The sequence below is a fragment of the Streptomyces sp. NPDC107500 genome, from assembly GCF_055582785.1.
Window position 1 is genome coordinate 23,450 of record NZ_JBVJPF010000007.1, and the last position, 15,745, is coordinate 39,194.

The 15,745-nt window shown below is 70.7% G+C and carries 10 protein-coding genes and 1 pseudogene; 5 read left to right on the forward strand and 6 right to left on the reverse strand.

Features of this window, described 5'->3' with window-relative positions:
• Positions 1 to 121: 121 nt before the first annotated feature.
• Positions 122 to 1,828, reverse strand: coding sequence for a phosphorylase family protein (locus ACZ67M_RS26655; protein ID WP_469853084.1), 1,707 nt, complete (start codon positions 1,826 to 1,828; stop codon positions 122 to 124).
• 226 nt (positions 1,829 to 2,054) lie between these two features.
• Between ACZ67M_RS26655 and ACZ67M_RS26660 the strand changes: the two are divergent.
• A pseudogene (locus ACZ67M_RS26660) lies at positions 2,055 to 2,284 on the forward strand (dihydrofolate reductase); the annotation flags it as partial.
• 184 nt (positions 2,285 to 2,468) lie between these two features.
• Here the strand turns inward: ACZ67M_RS26660 and ACZ67M_RS26665 are convergent.
• The 5 genes from ACZ67M_RS26665 to ACZ67M_RS26685 all read right to left on the reverse strand — a co-directional run bounded on the left by ACZ67M_RS26665 (position 2,469) and on the right by ACZ67M_RS26685 (position 10,056).
• On the reverse strand, positions 2,469 to 5,618 hold the full coding sequence (locus tag ACZ67M_RS26665; protein WP_469853086.1) for a glycoside hydrolase family 38 N-terminal domain-containing protein: 3,150 nt from the start codon (positions 5,616 to 5,618) through the stop codon (positions 2,469 to 2,471).
• Between the two features lie 81 nt (positions 5,619 to 5,699).
• Positions 5,700 to 6,923: a glycoside hydrolase family 76 protein gene (locus ACZ67M_RS26670; protein ID WP_392104662.1), complete on the reverse strand. Its 1,224-nt coding sequence runs from the start codon at positions 6,921 to 6,923 to the stop codon at positions 5,700 to 5,702.
• A 51-nt stretch (positions 6,924 to 6,974) separates the two neighbouring features.
• Complete coding sequence (locus tag ACZ67M_RS26675) at positions 6,975 to 7,796, reverse strand: carbohydrate ABC transporter permease (RefSeq protein WP_161330929.1); 822 nt, start codon at positions 7,794 to 7,796, stop codon at positions 6,975 to 6,977.
• Positions 7,793 to 8,746 carry a carbohydrate ABC transporter permease gene (locus tag ACZ67M_RS26680; RefSeq protein ID WP_469853088.1) on the reverse strand — a complete coding sequence of 318 codons (954 nt, stop codon included), beginning with the start codon at positions 8,744 to 8,746 and terminating at the stop codon, positions 7,793 to 7,795. The genes ACZ67M_RS26675 and ACZ67M_RS26680 overlap by 4 nt, the downstream gene beginning before the upstream one ends.
• On the reverse strand, positions 8,743 to 10,056 hold the full coding sequence (locus ACZ67M_RS26685) for an ABC transporter substrate-binding protein (RefSeq protein WP_392018633.1): 1,314 nt from the start codon (positions 10,054 to 10,056) through the stop codon (positions 8,743 to 8,745). The genes ACZ67M_RS26680 and ACZ67M_RS26685 overlap by 4 nt, the downstream gene beginning before the upstream one ends.
• 291 nt (positions 10,057 to 10,347) lie before the next feature.
• Here ACZ67M_RS26685 and ACZ67M_RS26690 point away from each other — a divergent pair, with 291 nt between their 5' ends.
• From ACZ67M_RS26690 to ACZ67M_RS26705, 4 genes are all read left to right on the forward strand, one after another.
• A complete protein-coding gene (locus tag ACZ67M_RS26690; RefSeq protein ID WP_469853089.1) occupies positions 10,348 to 12,066 on the forward strand; it encodes a class I mannose-6-phosphate isomerase in 1,719 nt (572 codons plus the stop codon).
• Positions 12,063 to 13,079, forward strand: coding sequence for an ROK family protein (locus ACZ67M_RS26695; protein ID WP_469853091.1), 1,017 nt, complete (start codon positions 12,063 to 12,065; stop codon positions 13,077 to 13,079). Before ACZ67M_RS26690 ends, ACZ67M_RS26695 begins: the two co-directional genes overlap by 4 nt.
• A 44-nt stretch (positions 13,080 to 13,123) precedes the next feature.
• The gene (locus ACZ67M_RS26700; RefSeq protein WP_392018628.1) at positions 13,124 to 14,164 is read left to right on the forward strand and encodes a LacI family DNA-binding transcriptional regulator; all 1,041 of its coding nucleotides are present in this window, start codon (positions 13,124 to 13,126) and stop codon (positions 14,162 to 14,164) included.
• Between the two features lie 112 nt (positions 14,165 to 14,276).
• On the forward strand, positions 14,277 to 15,593 hold the full coding sequence (locus ACZ67M_RS26705; RefSeq protein ID WP_469853092.1) for a glycoside hydrolase family 125 protein: 1,317 nt from the start codon (positions 14,277 to 14,279) through the stop codon (positions 15,591 to 15,593).
• The last annotated feature ends 152 nt before the right edge of the window (positions 15,594 to 15,745 follow it).

The following is a 15,745-nucleotide window of genomic DNA, read 5'->3' on the forward strand; positions in this document are numbered from 1 at the left end:
TGGACGTGTGTGTTCCTTGGTCGGAGCACATGTTCAGGCGAAGGCCGCTTCCGTGTACGCCGGACACCGAACCGAGTGATCAAGTTCGAGCACCATTCGACGCCGGACGTTAAAGATCAAGTTAGGTGCGGAAATACTCAAGCGATTTGACGAGATCCTGCATTGTGGGGCGATCGGCGGGGTCTGTTTCAAAGCACTCGCTGAGTAGATCTGCGATGGGCCGCGGAAACGACTGGGAACGGTATTGCGGACGGGTAGGGATGTTAGAGGCGAGATATGATGCGACTCTTCCCATGGTGCTATCGACTGTGCTCAGATCGTTGCGCCACATGCCGTTGGCTGCGACCACGCTGGTGACAGCCCAGGAGTACACGTCATTGCTTGTGACGACCCTTCCCTCGAAGCGTTCCGGTGCCATGTACCCGAGGGTTCCTTCGGGTTCGTGTGCACCGCTTGGTTGCGTGAGTCCGAAATCGCCTACGACCCAACGGTCGACGTAGCGAAGGATGTTCGCAGGTTTGACGTCGCCGTGGACGAGCTTAGAGGCATGGAGGTATGTCAGCGCTCTTGCGACGTCGAGCATCATGGCGAGCAGGTCGGACCCTTGAAGCGGGTCTTCATTGATCCAGTTCCTCAATGACATCTGGGCGAGACCCGTGGCGATGTAGCTCCATCCTTCTAACTCACCCGCATCCATCGTGCCTGCCGTGCGGTAAGGAAGTAGGTACGGGCAGTCGAAGGTGGCCATAGTGGCTGCCTCGCGAGAAAAATAGCGAAAGCGTTTGCCCGTGTCTGGGGGCTGTAGTTTGACGGCTACCTTGCCCAAAGTGCGGTTGAACGCCCGTTCTTCCGCTTCCCAGACGGCGTTCAGGGAGCCACGCCCGATCTCCCGCAGGAGGTGGTATCTCGTCCCCACTGTCAGCCCTGCCAAGTCGTGCGAAGGGACATCCTCCCAGGTCAAGACTGCTCTGCTGTCCGTGAGACCGGCAGGGATGAAGGTCTTGGCATCTGCTCTGCCTCGGCCTGCTCTGGCCTCGATTTGCCGCCAGAGATGAACGGGCTGTGCATCGCTGGCACAGTCTGCAAGGACCTCGGCAAGGAATCGAGCGGCGTTTCGGCAAGCGACGGGCTGGATCTGCTGGTCGTGATCGGCGCTCTTGTCCGCAAGCCGATCAGAGATGCCGCGGATGACCATCGCCTTGGCTTCGCTCCACTGATGAGTGGCTGTCAGGAAGCCCAGCCCTTCCATCTCGACTGCTACAGCGTCGTTGAACGAGGCGCGCAGATGTTTCCGTAACGCTTCTTGCTGCCCCGTCTGGATCTTCTCGCCTGCCGCGATTGGCTCGACATGGACACGGGGTGAGTCCAGGCCCTCATCCGTCGGTGTCCTCGGAGCGTTCCAGGCTTCCGACGCAGCAATACGACGCGCGAAACCTGCGAGCTGAGGATGAGCCCCTGCTACCTCGGGACGGGCCAGAAGCCCGTCATCCGTCTGTTTGCCAGCCTCGTACCCGTAGACCTTCGTCGCGAAGACAACATCTCCCAGACATACTTCGGGTTTCAAGCTGCCAGCTGTGCCCAGAAACGCAATGAGCTCGGGCTGGAGTTCGCTGATGGCCTGACTCGCCTGCAAGGCTGCGTTCACGTTGCCCTGTCCCACACACGCTACCCACAAATCCCAGCCCGCGTGGGAGCCCGCAAGGGTTCCGACTGTATAGGGCGCCCCTGACGCCGAGTTCAGGGGGCATGGCTGTTCCAACAGCTCAACTACCGCGCGATACTCGATGATGGTGGCGGTCAACACGACAGCACGCTCCCGCATGGCCATGCAACGACCATAGCTGGAGGTGAGGCCGGTGCGCTCGCGATAGCGGTGATCTCGTTCATCTCCTGCGCGTGCCTGAGGCTGAGGCAGGATGTCCACCAGCTGCTGACAAGGGGCCATCATGGCGGATAGGGACGCAGGCGTGGCGGTCGGGCTAGCTGCTTCTGGCCGAGAACGAACGCCTCAAGGATGAACAACGGGCACGCATCGGCTTCCGCGACAACCTCGCAGGACCAGGGAACTGGCCGGGGAGCGCAACGTGGCGGTCGCGGCCGGGACGTCGGCGGCCAGGCCTTCGCCCTGCGCCTGGTGGACGAGGTGGCGATGGACCTCGTGCCGGTGGTCCTCGGCACTGGCGAGCGGTATTTCGGCTCGGTCGACGCCCAGCACCTGCTGGAAGACCCGCACACCGTGATCCAGGGCCGCCGTGTCCGCCGCCTGCGCTACCGCGTCCGACGGCAGCCGGCGGGGAACGGCCGCTGCCCCACTCCCGCGGGGGTGCAGGGCAGCGTGGCCGGGGGCGGTGCTGGGGCCGATCTTCTGTGGCATCGGCTCCGCGCGCTGTAGACGGCTTCTTACACCCGTGCGTCCTGAGCCAGGGTGAGTCGCGCTGCCCTGAGCACGCCCCGTGGGGGTGTTCGGGTCAGTCCTCCTCGGGCGTCGGTGAGGCGAGTTCCAGGACGACGGCGGCCGTGCCGAGCGCCGGTACGTCGACCGGGACGGTGCCGTCCGGGGCCGGCCCGGCCTCGCGCGGGGACAGGCCCAGGTAGGTGGTGCGGAAGGCGCGGGCGACGCTGAAGGGGGTGCTCAGGCGGCAGGTGAGCGGGGTGTCGGCCACCGACTGGAGACGTACCAGCAGGCGGCCGTTGCTGGGGACTGTGACCCCGACGAGCCGCACCCGGGGGTCGTTCACCGTCAGGAACCGGGTCTGCGCCGGGGCTTCGGCCCGGGCCGAGGCGCGGGCGCGGACCGGGACGAGGGGGTGGCCGGTGACGGCGGCGACGCGCACGCCGAGGGTGTCGGTGTCCTCCTCGCCCGTGCTGAAGCCGACGCTGTAGCGGAAAACGTGGTCGAAGCCCTGCTGGGCGGGGAAGTTGGTGTCCCAGATGTTGTTGTGCACCCAGGAGAAGACCGTGGCCGGCTCCTCCCGCGGCAGCGACTGGGGATAGGGGACGTAGGGGATGACGATCCCGCCGAGCTGGACGAGCGGGGCGTCCGTGGTGGCCAGTGCGGCGTGGCGGGTGCCGTCGCTCAGGCTGATCCAGCGACGGACGGCGCGCATGTGGGCCGCCGAGCCCGGTATGGTCTCCCGGTCGGTGCCGAGGACGCCGCCGGTGGCCTCCGTGTGCACGACGGGGTTGTCGAGTGCGAAGGGGAAGGCGAAGTAGGCGCTCTCCTTCGTGAGGGTCGCGTCCTTGTCGATGCGGTTCTCGATGTCGACGCGGGCTGCTCCGTGCGGGAGGTGCACCCGCACCCGCAGTCGGCGGGTGCCGGCCGGGGCGCACTCGTAGACGAGGGTGTGCCCGGTGGCGTCCGTAGTGCGGTCGACGAGCGCCGCGGGCGGGGCGGTGCTGCGGGAGGCGAGCAGGTGCATCGAGTCGTCGGCCACGGTCTTGCTGGACTGGTGGTTGAACGCGCCGGCGGTGGCGTACTCGTCGTAGACGTAGCCGTTGAAGCCGACGACGGCGTCTTGGCGGACCAGCTCGCGGCCGGTGGCCCTGTCGACTATCGAGGAGACGCACGCCTCGCGCAGGTCGACCGTCACGCGCAGGTGGTCGTTCACCAGGACGGTGGCGTCGGCGGACCCGAACGCCGCCACCTCGACGTCGTGACCCGCCGGGGACTGCGCTCCGGTGAGGACATCCAGGCGCACGGCTCCGCACGCCGGCACGTCCGCGACGGGGACGTTCAGGAAGCGGCCGGCCGCGCGGTGGCGTTCGTTGCTCTGGTCCTCTTGTGCGAAGGGCAGCGGTTCGCCGGTGCGGGCGTCAAGGACCCGGACCGGCTCGTCGAGCGCGACCGTGCTCTCCGGGAGGAAGAGCCTGGCGGTCTCGCTCCGCGGCCAGCTGCACGTGTTCACGGCGTAGAAGGACGCCGCCGCGCCCGCGGCGGGGGCGAAGGCCTCGCCGAGCAGGGCGGACGCGGAGTCCAGGAGCGTCTCGGCGTCGTCGTGGGCGCGCATGGCCTGGGCGTACTTCCAGTGCCACTGCTTCTCGCCGGACCCGTGGCCGTGCTCCCCGTGGGTCCACGGGTCACCCGCGCCCCAGGTGTGCTCGTTGAACAGCGAGGCGGACCGGTAGACGGCCGGCGCGCCCGTGGTGACGGCCGTGCTGCCGGGGACGCCCATCAGGTGGGCGTAGCCGGCCACGGTCTGCGCCTCGGCGAGGGCGGCCTGGCCGCGCCGGGTGGCGGCGAGCGGGACGGCTCCCGCGCCGACGCCGTCGACCCACCAGTCGCTCCAGTCGCCCCGGTAGGTCTCCAGCCGGTCCCCGACGCGCTTCTCGGCGTCTTCGAAGAAGTCCTGGTTGCGGGAGGCGCGCAGTTGCGGGTAGGCCCATTCCTCGTTCCAGCGGCGCACGGTGTCGGAGATGATGCGGCGCGGGGGGCCGTTGTCGGCGAACTTGCCCAGCACTCGCAGGTGCAGCACGTCCCACGGGTAGGGGTCGGCGGTGTCCGGCAGGCCGAGGGCGGGGAAGCCGGGGATGCCGCGTCCCTGGTGGGGGTAGGGGAAGCGGGCCAGGGCGCTGAGGTAGGCGGGCAGCAGGTCGTCGACGTGGTCGTAGGACTCGTCGAAGCCGAGGATGGAACCCTCCATGTAGGCCAGCCCGTGCGGGGTGTCCGTGCGCCAGACCAGGACGCTGTTGCCGCTGGGCGCCTGCCAGCGGAACAGGCGGGGCAGGTGTTCCCCGCCGACCAGGTGGGGCGCGGCGCGGCCCGCCCAGTTGTGCGCCACGGACAGGTGGCGGATGCCGTGGTCCGCGAGGACGTCGGGCAGGCCCACCACCTGGCCGGGCACATCCGTCTGCATGGCCGTGGTGATGTCGATGCCGTGCCGGTCGCGCAGTTCGGCCACCGGACGCAGCAGTTCGTGCAGTTCGTCGGTGGAGCAGGTCTCGGTGTGCAGGTTGAACGGCATGGCCGTGAGTTCGACGCGTCCCTCGCGCACCCGGTCCAGGAAATCCGCCACCTGGCGCCGGGGGCGGTTGGCCTGCCAGTCCTGGAAGGAGTGGAACCCCTCGACGGCCCAGCGGAACCGGGCGGGTTCAGGCCAGTCGTCGGTGTCGCGGCACAGCTCCAGCAGCGAGTCGAGATAGGCGCGGCTCTCGGCCATTACCCGGCCCTGCGGGTCGGTGTAGCCGATGTCGAGGTGGGAGTGCTGCACCAGGTGGAGCGTCCAGTGGCGCTGCGGGTGGGCCTCGAAGGCGAGCAGGGTGCCCTCCTCCAGCTCGGGCAGTTCGATCAGCAGCGGGGTGGGGGCGTCCACCTCCGGGACCAGGAGGCGGGTGTCACACCCTGGCCCCGGCACGAGCTCGCTGTGGACCGGGGTGCCCCCGCTGGTGGTGACGCGGGCCCTGGTGAGGGGCGGTCGCGGGCGGGCGCCGTCGGGGCTTTCCACCCGCAGCCGTACGGACTGCAGCAGTCCGCCTGTCGCGTCGTGGCGCAGCAGGGGCTCCCCCGACAGCCGCACCCGCAGGCCGCCGAGGCCGACGGTGGTGGCCACGCGCTCCTTGAGGAGGTCGCGCGCGATGTCGGAGTCCCACCAGGACGGCCGGGTCAGCGGTGGCTTGGGCATGTGCGTGGGTGTCCTTTGCGTCGAGGGTGCGGTGGCTCGGCCGGCCGCGTCGGGAGGACCGGGGGGCGCAAGTGGGTGGCGTCAGGAGGACCGGTGGCGCTGGTGGGTGCGGTCGGCGAGGGTGGCGAAGATCTGGACCATGGCCGACTGGTTGAGCGTCGCGGCCGGCGCGGCGGGGTCGTAGTCGCCGCCGTTGGAGGGCTGGAAGCGGAAGAGGCCGTTCGTGGCGTCGCGGTTGGTCCGGTAAGTGCTGTCCGCGTACGCGGCCATGGTCTCGAGGTAGGCCCCGTCGGGTCGGACGGCGTCCAGGTCGAGCAGGTCCTTGAAGTAGAAGGCGTTGAAGACGGCCGGCTGGTCGTGCAGTCGGCTGCCCTCGGTCCAGTACGCCAGGGAGCCGCGGGCGTCCTCGACTGCCTTGCGCAGGTAGCCGGCGTCACCGGTGGCGCGGTGGAGGGCGGTGGCGGTGCCGATCATGGCGCCCGAGTTGTACGTCCACAGCGTCCCGTTGGTGCTGCCATCGTCGCCGCGGTCGTTGGCGTACAGGCCGGGCGCGGTGCGCATGCACGAGTACACCCAGCCGTACCACTGCTCGGCCTTGGCGAGGTGGGCGGGGTCGCGGGTGTGCTCGTAGAGCCGGGCGGCGAGCTGGGCGGAAAGGGCGGTGACGTTGGTGGCCCGGATGGCGTTCCCGGGACCGTCGTACCAGTCCATGCCGCCGGGGCACGCCTTGGTGGTGTCGTCGTCCCAGGCCCGGGAGACGACCGGCACGACCGCTTCGGCCCGCTCCAGGTACCGCTCGTCGCCGGTCGCCTCGTACTGGTCCAGCTGGGACAGGGCGACGACGGCGTTGTCGTCGTAGTACACGTCGCCGCCAGTGCCCAGGGGGGCGGGCAGGTACGACTCGTAGCCCGGTCGCTCACCGGGGGTGTAGTAGAGCTCGGCCGTCTCGAAGCGCTCGGCGGCGTCGCGGCGGTAGGCGGCCCCGGTACGCGGGAGGTGCTGCATGTCGACGGCCGCCTGTGCGGCCTCGCGGAACGGCCACAGGTAGGAGTGCTCGGGGTCGGAGGCCTGGCGGGGAGTGTGCTCCAGGTACAGCCCGTGGCGGCCGGGGCCCTCGTACAAATGCTTCTGCAGGGCACGGTAGGCGCCGGTGGCGCGGTCGGCCCACTGGGCGGAGGAGAGCGGGCGGGGGTGTGTGGGACTCTGGGCGTCGGCGGGGGTCCCGGCCTGTGCGGGGGCGGCGGCCCAGAGCAGCCCGGCGCAGAGGACGGGGGCTACGGCGCGGGTGAGCAGCGATCTCGGCATGACGGTGTCCCTTCGCGATGATGAGGACGTTCAGGGGGCAGGCTTGCGGGCTCAGCGGTGGATCTTGAGGCTGCTGACGAAGAAGCGCTGGGCGGAGAAGAACAGCAGCAGCGTCGGCAGCGAGACCAGCAGGGCGCCGGCCAGGACGATGGGCGGGCCGACGTTGGAGTAGTTGCCCTGGAGGTCGGCGAGCGCGGCCATGACGGGGCGGATGTTGCGGCTCGTGACCATGGTGATGCCGAACATCAGGTCGTTCCAGACCGCCACGAACTGGAACACGAACACGGCGATCATGGCGGACCGGGTCAGCGGGACGTGAATCTGCCAGAACACCCGCCACCACGAGGCGCCGTCCATGCGCGCGGCCTCCACCACCTCACGCGGCAGTGTCAGGGCGTAGTTGCGCATGACGAAGAAGGCGAACGGGACCGCGATGGCCGTGTAGATCAGCACCAGGCCGATCTGGGTGTCGTAGAGCGAGGTGTGCGCGTAGGACAGGAACAGCGGCCTGAGGAAGACCTGGAGGGGCAGGAGGGTGCCGGAGTAGATCACCCAGAACCACAGGGCCTGCCGCCTGACCGGCATGACGATCGTGGCGAAGGCGGCGAAGCCGGCGATCACCGCGGCCGCCACGGCGCTGACCACGGAGTACAGGAGGCTGTTGCCGAGCGCGGGGCCCAGGTCGGCCTTCTCCCAGGCCTGGGACATGTTGTCGAACAGTCCGAACTCCCGGGGCAGCCAGTGCGGGCTGCCCGTGTAACTTCCGGCGGGTACGAGCGCGTTGACGACCAGGAGCCAGGTGGGGATCAGCCACAGCAGGGCGAGCACCCCGATGACGGCGTTGCGCAGAAGTCGGCCGAGGGGCATCGTCATTCGCCTTTCACGTCGAGCTGGCGGCGCAGGTAGAGCCAGGAGGCCGCCAGCACGATCACGGTGAGGACGACCGCGATGGCCGCTCCCGCGCCGGGCCGCAGTTCAAGGAAGGTTTCGTTGTACATGGAGACGGCGAGCGTCTCGGTGGCCCGTCCGGGGCCGCCCTGGGTGAGCACCCAGATCAGGTCGAAGGACTTGAGGCCGTTGACCAGGCTCATGCCGATCACGATGATCGAGACCGGACGGAGCTGGGGCAGGACGATGTGCCAGAACTGCTGCCGCCCGTCGGCGCCGTCCAGGGCGCCGGCCTCCAGGGTCTCGGGCGGGATGGACTGGAGTCCGACGAGGAAGAGGATGACGGCGACGCCGGTGGCCTGCCAGGCGTTGGCGAGGATCATCACGACGGTGTTGCCGGGCCAGGTCAGCAGCCAGCCCTGGGCCAGCGAGTCGAGTCCCATGCCGGTCAGGACCTGGTTGACGGCGCCGTCGGTGGTGAGCATGAAGTTCCACACCACCGCGACCGCGGACCCGGAGAGCGCGTAGGGCAGGACGACGCACAGCCGCGCGAGGCGCGAGAAGCGGCCGGCGTTGGTCATGCAGGCGATCGCGAGCCCGAGCACGAAGGGGAGGGCGACCGTGCCCACCACCCACATCAGCGTGTTCTGGATGGAGCGGGCCAGGGCCGGGTCGGACGCGAAGAGCGCGTAGTTGTCGAACCAGCTGAACGGCGAGGTCCGGGTGTCGCTGAAGAAGCCGCGGTAGATGGTCCACACGAACGGCGCCAGCAGGAACAGTGCGACGAGCAGGACCGCCGGGGCCATGAAGCCGGCGGCCGCCACCCGTTCCCGCACGGCGACCCACCGGTGGGTCCGTGCGGTGGACGGCGTGCGCCGGGAGGCCGCGGGTCCGGCGGCGGTCGGAGGACGTCGGTCGGTCACCGGAGTGCTCATGCTTCGTCTCGCTTCCAGGCCGCCCATTCGCCGTGCGCGCGCTCCTGCATCCGGCGCAGGGTGGTGGCCGGGGAGGTCTGCCCGGCCATGAATCCGCCGAGGTCGTTGGTGTTGCCCTGAATGAGGCTGGGCGGGCTGGCCTCCCAGTAGCGGACCAGGGCCGTCCGGCGGTTGCGGGCGATGTCCCGCTGGAGCTCGGCCACCACCGGATTGCCGGCGCGCACCGTGGGGTTGGCGGAGCTGTCCTGGAGGAAGTCGCTCCACACTCGCTGGACGGAGGGCGTGAGCCAGGCGCCGACGTTGGCCGTCGCCGCCTCGTGCGAGGAGGCACGGCCGGGCACCACGAAGACCCCCGACTCGGCGATCACGCTCTTGGGCGTGGCGGGCCGCACCGTCGGCAGGATGAAGGCGCCGTAGTCGGTGCCGGGTTTCATACCGGCGGCCGACATGCCGGAGGCCTGCCAGGTGCCGTGCAGGAACATGCCCACCGTGCCCTCCTTCAGCGCGCCGGGCCCGCGGGCCTGGTCGAAGTCGGGGGGCGTCATCCAGCCCTTGCGCATGAAGTCGTGCCAGATGTCCATCGCTTGGCGGGCCGGTTCGTCGGTGTAGGAGGCCTCACCGGCCACCAGCCGCCCGTAGAAGCCGGGGTCGACCTTGCTGACCAGTTCCTGGAACCACTCGATCGCGGGCCAGCCGCCCACCTGGCTGGCGAGGAACGGCGTGATCCCGTTGCGCTTGAGGACTTCCGCGCAGTGCAGCAACTGGGCCCAGCTGCCCGGGGCGGACAGGCCCAGCTTCCGGAACACGGGCTTGCTGTAGAAGAGCACGTAGTACGACTCGTACAGCGGGATGCCGAACGCCTTGCCGCGGTAGGAGACCGCCTCCCGGGACGTGCCACGCACCCACCCCTTGGCCGCGTACCCCTCCCAGACGTGCGTCAGGTCGGTGAGGCCGCCGGCCCGCGCCAGGCGCTTGAGCTGGTAGCCCGACGCCCACTTGACGAGGTCCGAGGCCTTCGAGGTCTGCAGGGTCATCTGTACGACCTGCTGGTACGAGGTGACCGACGGATTCGACAGCGGCCGCAGCGCGTAACCGGTGATCTTCTCCAGTTCCCGGCCGGCCGCGCGGTAGCCGTCGTCCCAGGTGGCGTTGTCGTTGGAAATGCTCGTGGTTCCCGGCTGCGCGGATGTGCTCGCTCCCCGTGCGCAGCCCCCCGCCGTGAGGGCGGCCGCACCGGCGGCCGCCCCGACGAGGAGGCGGCGCCGGGCAAGCGGCGCGGTCGCGCTGCTGGTCCTGCCCGATGCTGACATGGATCACCTTCACGGAATCGGGCCACCTGCATGGCCGGATGTGAATCACGGGGCGCACGGGACCCGTTGAGGCCCGGAGATGCCCAGTGTGTGTTGCGTGGAGGTTAACGACACCATTCCAGCCACAGCAAGGCTTCGACTCGAAGAAAATCCATCTCCATCGCGGTTCAGGGCAAAGATGCAGCTCAAGCGCATAGAGCCGAGGACGAGAACCCACGGAACGGGCATGGACTCCTCCAGCCATGCACTGTTATCGTTAACGAACATCGTGGAGCCGAGTAAGGAGCAGCTGTGCCCGCGTCTCGTTCGTACGACCCCCTCCCCAGCTACGAGCCGGTCGCCGGCGAGGTCGTCGCCGGCTGGCCCGCCCTGGCCGTCGGCCTGCCGCCGGGCCCGCTCGTCCTGGCCGTCGACGGTCCCGCGGCCCTGGACTGGGCCGCGCTGGCCGACGGCCTCGCCGAGGCGCTTCGTGCCGCGGGCCGCGGGGCGGACCTGGTCGACGTGCGCGCCCACTACGGGCCGGCCGCCGGCGAGCGGCCGGCGGCCCGGCCCGTTCCCGACGACGACCCGTTCTTCACCCCGCTGTCCCAGGCCCGGGTCGAGGACCTGTTCGACTCCCCTCCGCGGCCCGAGCGCCCTGGCGGAGACGCGGTGGTCGTGGCGTACGGGCCGGGCGCCTCGCTGTGCGAACCGGACCTGCTCTGGTACGCGGACCTGCCCAAGCGGTACGCCGAGGCGGCGGTGTCGAAGGGCGATCTGCCGGTCGGCGTCAACCTGGCCCGCCCCGCCGCACCCGGCGACCTGGTGCGCCTGTTCTACACCGACTGGCCCGTGCTGGACCGGCACCGCGACGCGATCGCGGAACGGATCGACCGATGGATCGACGTCCAGGACCCGGCCGCCCCGGCCGCACTGGACGGGGCGGCCCTGCGCGCCACCCTTGCCCACCTGGCCCGGGGCCCGGTGCGCACCCGTCCGTACTTCAACTCCACCCCGTGGGGAGGCCGGTGGGCGGCGAGCGAACTCGGCTTCACCCCGCAGGCGGGCAACACGGCCCTCGGCTACGAGCTGATCGCGCCCGAGGCGGGCGTCCTGGTCGGCGAGCGGGGCGGACCGCAGGTCGAGGTCCCCTTCCAGCTTCTGTGCGTCACCCACCCCGTGGATCTGCTCGGCGCGGACGTGCACCGCCGGTTCGGCACCTCCTTCCCGATCCGGTTCGACTACCTGGACACGGTGGGCGGGGGCAACCTGTCCCTGCACCTCCACCCGCGCGAGCAGTACATGCGGGACGTGTTCGGCTGGCCGTACACCCAGCACGAGACGTACTACGTCACCGCGAGCGAGGACGGCGCCCGGGTGCTCCTCGGCCTCACGGAGGGGGCCGACGTCGACACCCTGCGGCGCCAGGTGGAGGACTCCGTCGAGAACGGCGCCCCGGTGCCCGTCGAGGACCACGTCCAGTCCCACCCGGCGACGGTGGGCCAGCTCTTCATGATCCCGGCGGGCACACCGCACGCCTCCGGCGCGGGCAACCTGGTCCTGGAGGTGAGCGCCACCCCGTACCTCTACTCCCTGCGGCTCTACGACTGGCTGCGTAAAGACTCCGCCGGTGCGTCCCGTCCCCTGCCCTACGAGCACGGGTTCGCCAACCTGGACACGGGCCGGCGCGGTGAGGACGTCGTCAAGGACCTCGTCCAGCAGCCGCGCACACTGCGCGCAGGGGAAGGCTGGCGCGAGGAGGTCGTCGGCGCACTGCCCGAGATGTTCTACGCGGTGCACCGACTCGTCGTGGAACCGGGTTCGGCGATCCCCGACGACACCGCGGGCCGCTTCCACATCCTCAACCTGGCCGCGGGCGAGGGCGCCGTCGTCGAGACGGCGGACGGCCACACGCACCCGCTCGCCTTCGCCGAGACCCTCACCGTCCCCGCCGCTGTCGGCCCTTACCGCGTCCGCGCCCTGGGCGACACCGAGGTGCGGATCGTCAAGGCGCTGGTGGTCGAGCCGTGACCGGGTCCCCCACCGGCCGGGCCCCGCTGCCGGTCCCGGTGCTCGACATCGGCGGTACGCACGTCACCGCATCCCTCGTGGACCCCGCCGCGAGCCGTGTACTCCCCTCGACGGTGGTCCGCACGCCCCTGCGCTCGGACGCGGAGGCCGACGTGGTCCTCGACGCCGTCGCCGCGGCGGCCCTGGCGCTGCCCGCCGGGCACGGGCCGCGTTGGGGTGTGGCGATGCCAGGCCCCTTCGACTACGCCACCGGCGTCGGCCACTTCGAGGGGATGGGCAAGTTCGAGTCCCTGTCCGGCGTCGACGTCGGCGCCGGCCTGCGCGCACGCCTGGGCGGCCGGGCGGAGCGGCTGTGCTTCCTCAACGACGCCGACGCGTTCGCCGTCGGTGAGTACCACTCCGGTGCCGCCGCGGGCCACGATCGCGTCGTCTGCCTGACCCTGGGCACGGGAGTGGGGTCCTCGTTCCTGTCCCGCGGCCGTCCCGTCCACTCCGGCCCCGTGGTGCCGCCGAGCGGCCACGTGCACCGGCTGACCGTGCACGGCCGGCCCCTCGAGGACACGGTGTCGCGCCGCGGCCTGCGCGCCCACTACGCCGCGCTCCGCGGGGCAGGGGCGCCAGGGGTCGCAGGTGCGGGGGCGTTCGCGGAGGCCGACGCGGAGACGCCCACCCGCTCCGCCACCCGTTCCGGCGCGGACGACGCGATCCTGCCCGACGTCCGGGAAATAGCCGCACGCGCCGGGAAGGGGGAGGCCGCCGCCGGCGAAGCCTTCCGCTACGCTTTCGACGCACTCGGCCGGGCCCTGGCTCCCTGGATCGACCACTTCGAGGCGACCGCGGTAATCATCGGTGGCTCCGTGGCCCGGTCGTGGGACCTGATCCACCCCGCGCTCACCGCGGGGCTGGCCTCGGCCGGTGGACGGCGCGTTCTTGTGCTGCCGGCCCGGCGGCCCGAGGAGGCCCCCTTGCTCGGCGCCGCCCACTGGGCGCGTGAGGCAGGGGACGCTCCATGAGGGCCGGGGCCGAGACGCAGACAGACAGAGGAGGGGGCAGGAGCATGACCGCTCGCCGGGGCAGCGGGCCGACGATGCACGACGTCGGCAAGCTCGCGCAGGTCAGCGCCATGACCGTCTCACGCGTACTCAAGAACGACCCGGGCGTGTCGGAAGCGACTCGCGAGCGGGTCTTCGCGGCGGTCGACCGACTCGGCTACCGCCGCAATCAGACCGCCCGCAGTCTCCGCCTCGGCGGCAGCGGCATGATCGGTCTCCTCGTCACCAACCTCGCCAACCCCTTCTACTCGCGCCTCGCGCTCGGCGTCCAGGAGGTGGCCACGGAGTACGGCTTCCGCATGCTGCTCAGCAACTCGGGCGAGGAGGCCGACCGGGAACCCGAACTCATCGACGGACTCGTCGACCACCAGGTCGAAGGGCTGATCGTCGTACCGGCGGGCAGCCGGCAGCAGCACCTGGCGAGCGCCATGCGGCACGTCCCGGTCGTCTTCGCCGCCCGGCCGCCCGCCGGCCTGGACACGGACTGCGTGCTGGTCGAGGACTTCCACGGCGCGCGCGAGGCCACCGCCTGCCTCCTGGCCGACGGACACACCCGCGTCGCCTTCCTCGGCAACCCGCCGGCGCTCTACACCGGTGCCGAGCGCCTGCGCGGGTTCTGGGCGGCGCACGAGGAGGTCGGCATCGAGCCGGACCACTCCCTGATCCGCCAGGGCCTGGTCGACTCCGCGACCGCGGAGCGGGCCACCCTGGACCTGCTCGGGCGGGCCGATGGCCCCACCGCGCTCTTCTGCACCAACAACCGCATCAGTCAGGGCGCCATCCGGGCCCTGTACAAGGCCGGGACCACCCTGCCCGTCGCCGGCTTCGACGACTTCGACCTGTCCGACGTCCTCGGGCTGCCGTTGACCCTCGTCTCCTACGACGCCGACGAGATCGGCCGCCAGGCCGCACGTCTGCTGATCGACCGCCTGGAGCAGGATGACGCGACGCCGCGGGCCTCCCGCCGCGTCACCGTCCCCACCCACGTGGTCCGCCACGGAGCCCCCTCCGGAAACGGGCCCCACCGCCCGTCGGCCGGCACCTGACACCCGCGTCCGCACCACGCACCCGTCGACGCCGGACCCACTCCCCACGCTGCGCGACGCACCCCCAGCCGATGCGGGACGCACCTCCAGCCGACCGCCGAAAGGCCGACCCATGGGCTCCCCCAGCTTCCCCACCAGCGTCAAGGACCACCCCACCGTCCGGGAGGCGGTCCGACGACTCGACGACCTCGGTGATCCGCGCTTCGGCCAAATGCTGACGCGCTGCCTGGACGACACCCTGGCCCGCACGGTCCGGCCGATGCCCGATGGCACGGCCTTCGTCGTGACCGGCGACATCCCCGCCATGTGGCTGCGCGACTCCACCACGCAGCTGATGCCGTACCTGGCCTTGCTGCGCGACGACGACCGCCTTCAGGAACTGGTACTCGCCGTGCTGCGCCGCCAGTTCGCCCAGATCGCCCGCGATCCGTACGCCAACGCGTTCAACGCCGGACCGTCCGGACAGGCCCACGACCCGGCGGACCTGTGCGAGGACCCCTGGGTGTGGGAGGAGAAGTACGAAGTCGACTCTCTCGCGCTCCCCCTCCTGCTGGCCCACCGCTTCTCGGTGGCGACCGGGCGGACGGACCACGTCCCGGACACCCTGCGGACCGCGCGCACGGTCATCGCGCTGTGGCGCACGGAGCAGGACCACGAACGCCTCTCCACGTACCGCTTCCGCCGCGAGGGCGGCTCACCGAGCGACACGCTCCCGAACGGGGGCCGGGGCACACCCGTCGCCCGGACCGGCATGACGTGGAGCGGCTTCCGGCCCAGCGACGACGCCTGCGCCTTCGGGTACAACGTCCCCGCGAACCTGTGCGCCGCCGCCGCCCTCGACGCCGTCGCCGAACTGGCCCGCCCCGCGCGCGACATGGAGCTTGCCGAAAACGCAGCCGACCTCGCAGCGGAGCTGCGGGCAGCCATCGCGCGGCACGGCACCGTGGAGCACTCCGAGTTCGGCACGATCTACGCGTACGAGGTGGACGGCCACGGCAACGCGCTGCTGATGGACGACGCCAACATGCCCGGGCTGCTCTCGCTGCCCCTGATCGCGGACGTTCCCGTCACGGACCCGCTCTACCTCGCCACACGACGGTTCGTCCTCTCCCCGGCCAACCCCACCTGGCACCGGGGCACCGCCGCCGAGGGCATCGGCAGCCCGCACACACCCGATGAGCACATCTGGCCGATCGCCATTGCCGTGCAGGGCCTGACCGGCGGCGAGGACGAGCGTCTGACGGCTCTGCGCAGGCTCCTGTCGACCGACGCGGGCACGGGCCAGATGCACGAGTCGTTCCACAAGGACGACCCCCGCCGCTTCACCCGCCCCTGGTTCTCGTGGGCGAACGCGATGTACGCCGAACTCGCCCTGGACGTCACCGGCCTCGGCACCCGCCCGCTGTGGTGCAATCCCGCGACCCTCTGAACATCGCAACCCGGAACACGACGACGACGCGAACGACGTGACGGCGACCGATGACGAACCGGCCCTCGACAACCCCGTGGGCCGGTCGGCCCGTCCGCGTGCCGAAAAGATCAGGCTTCCAGCGTTACAGCAGGCGCGTTCCCGGCCTGGCA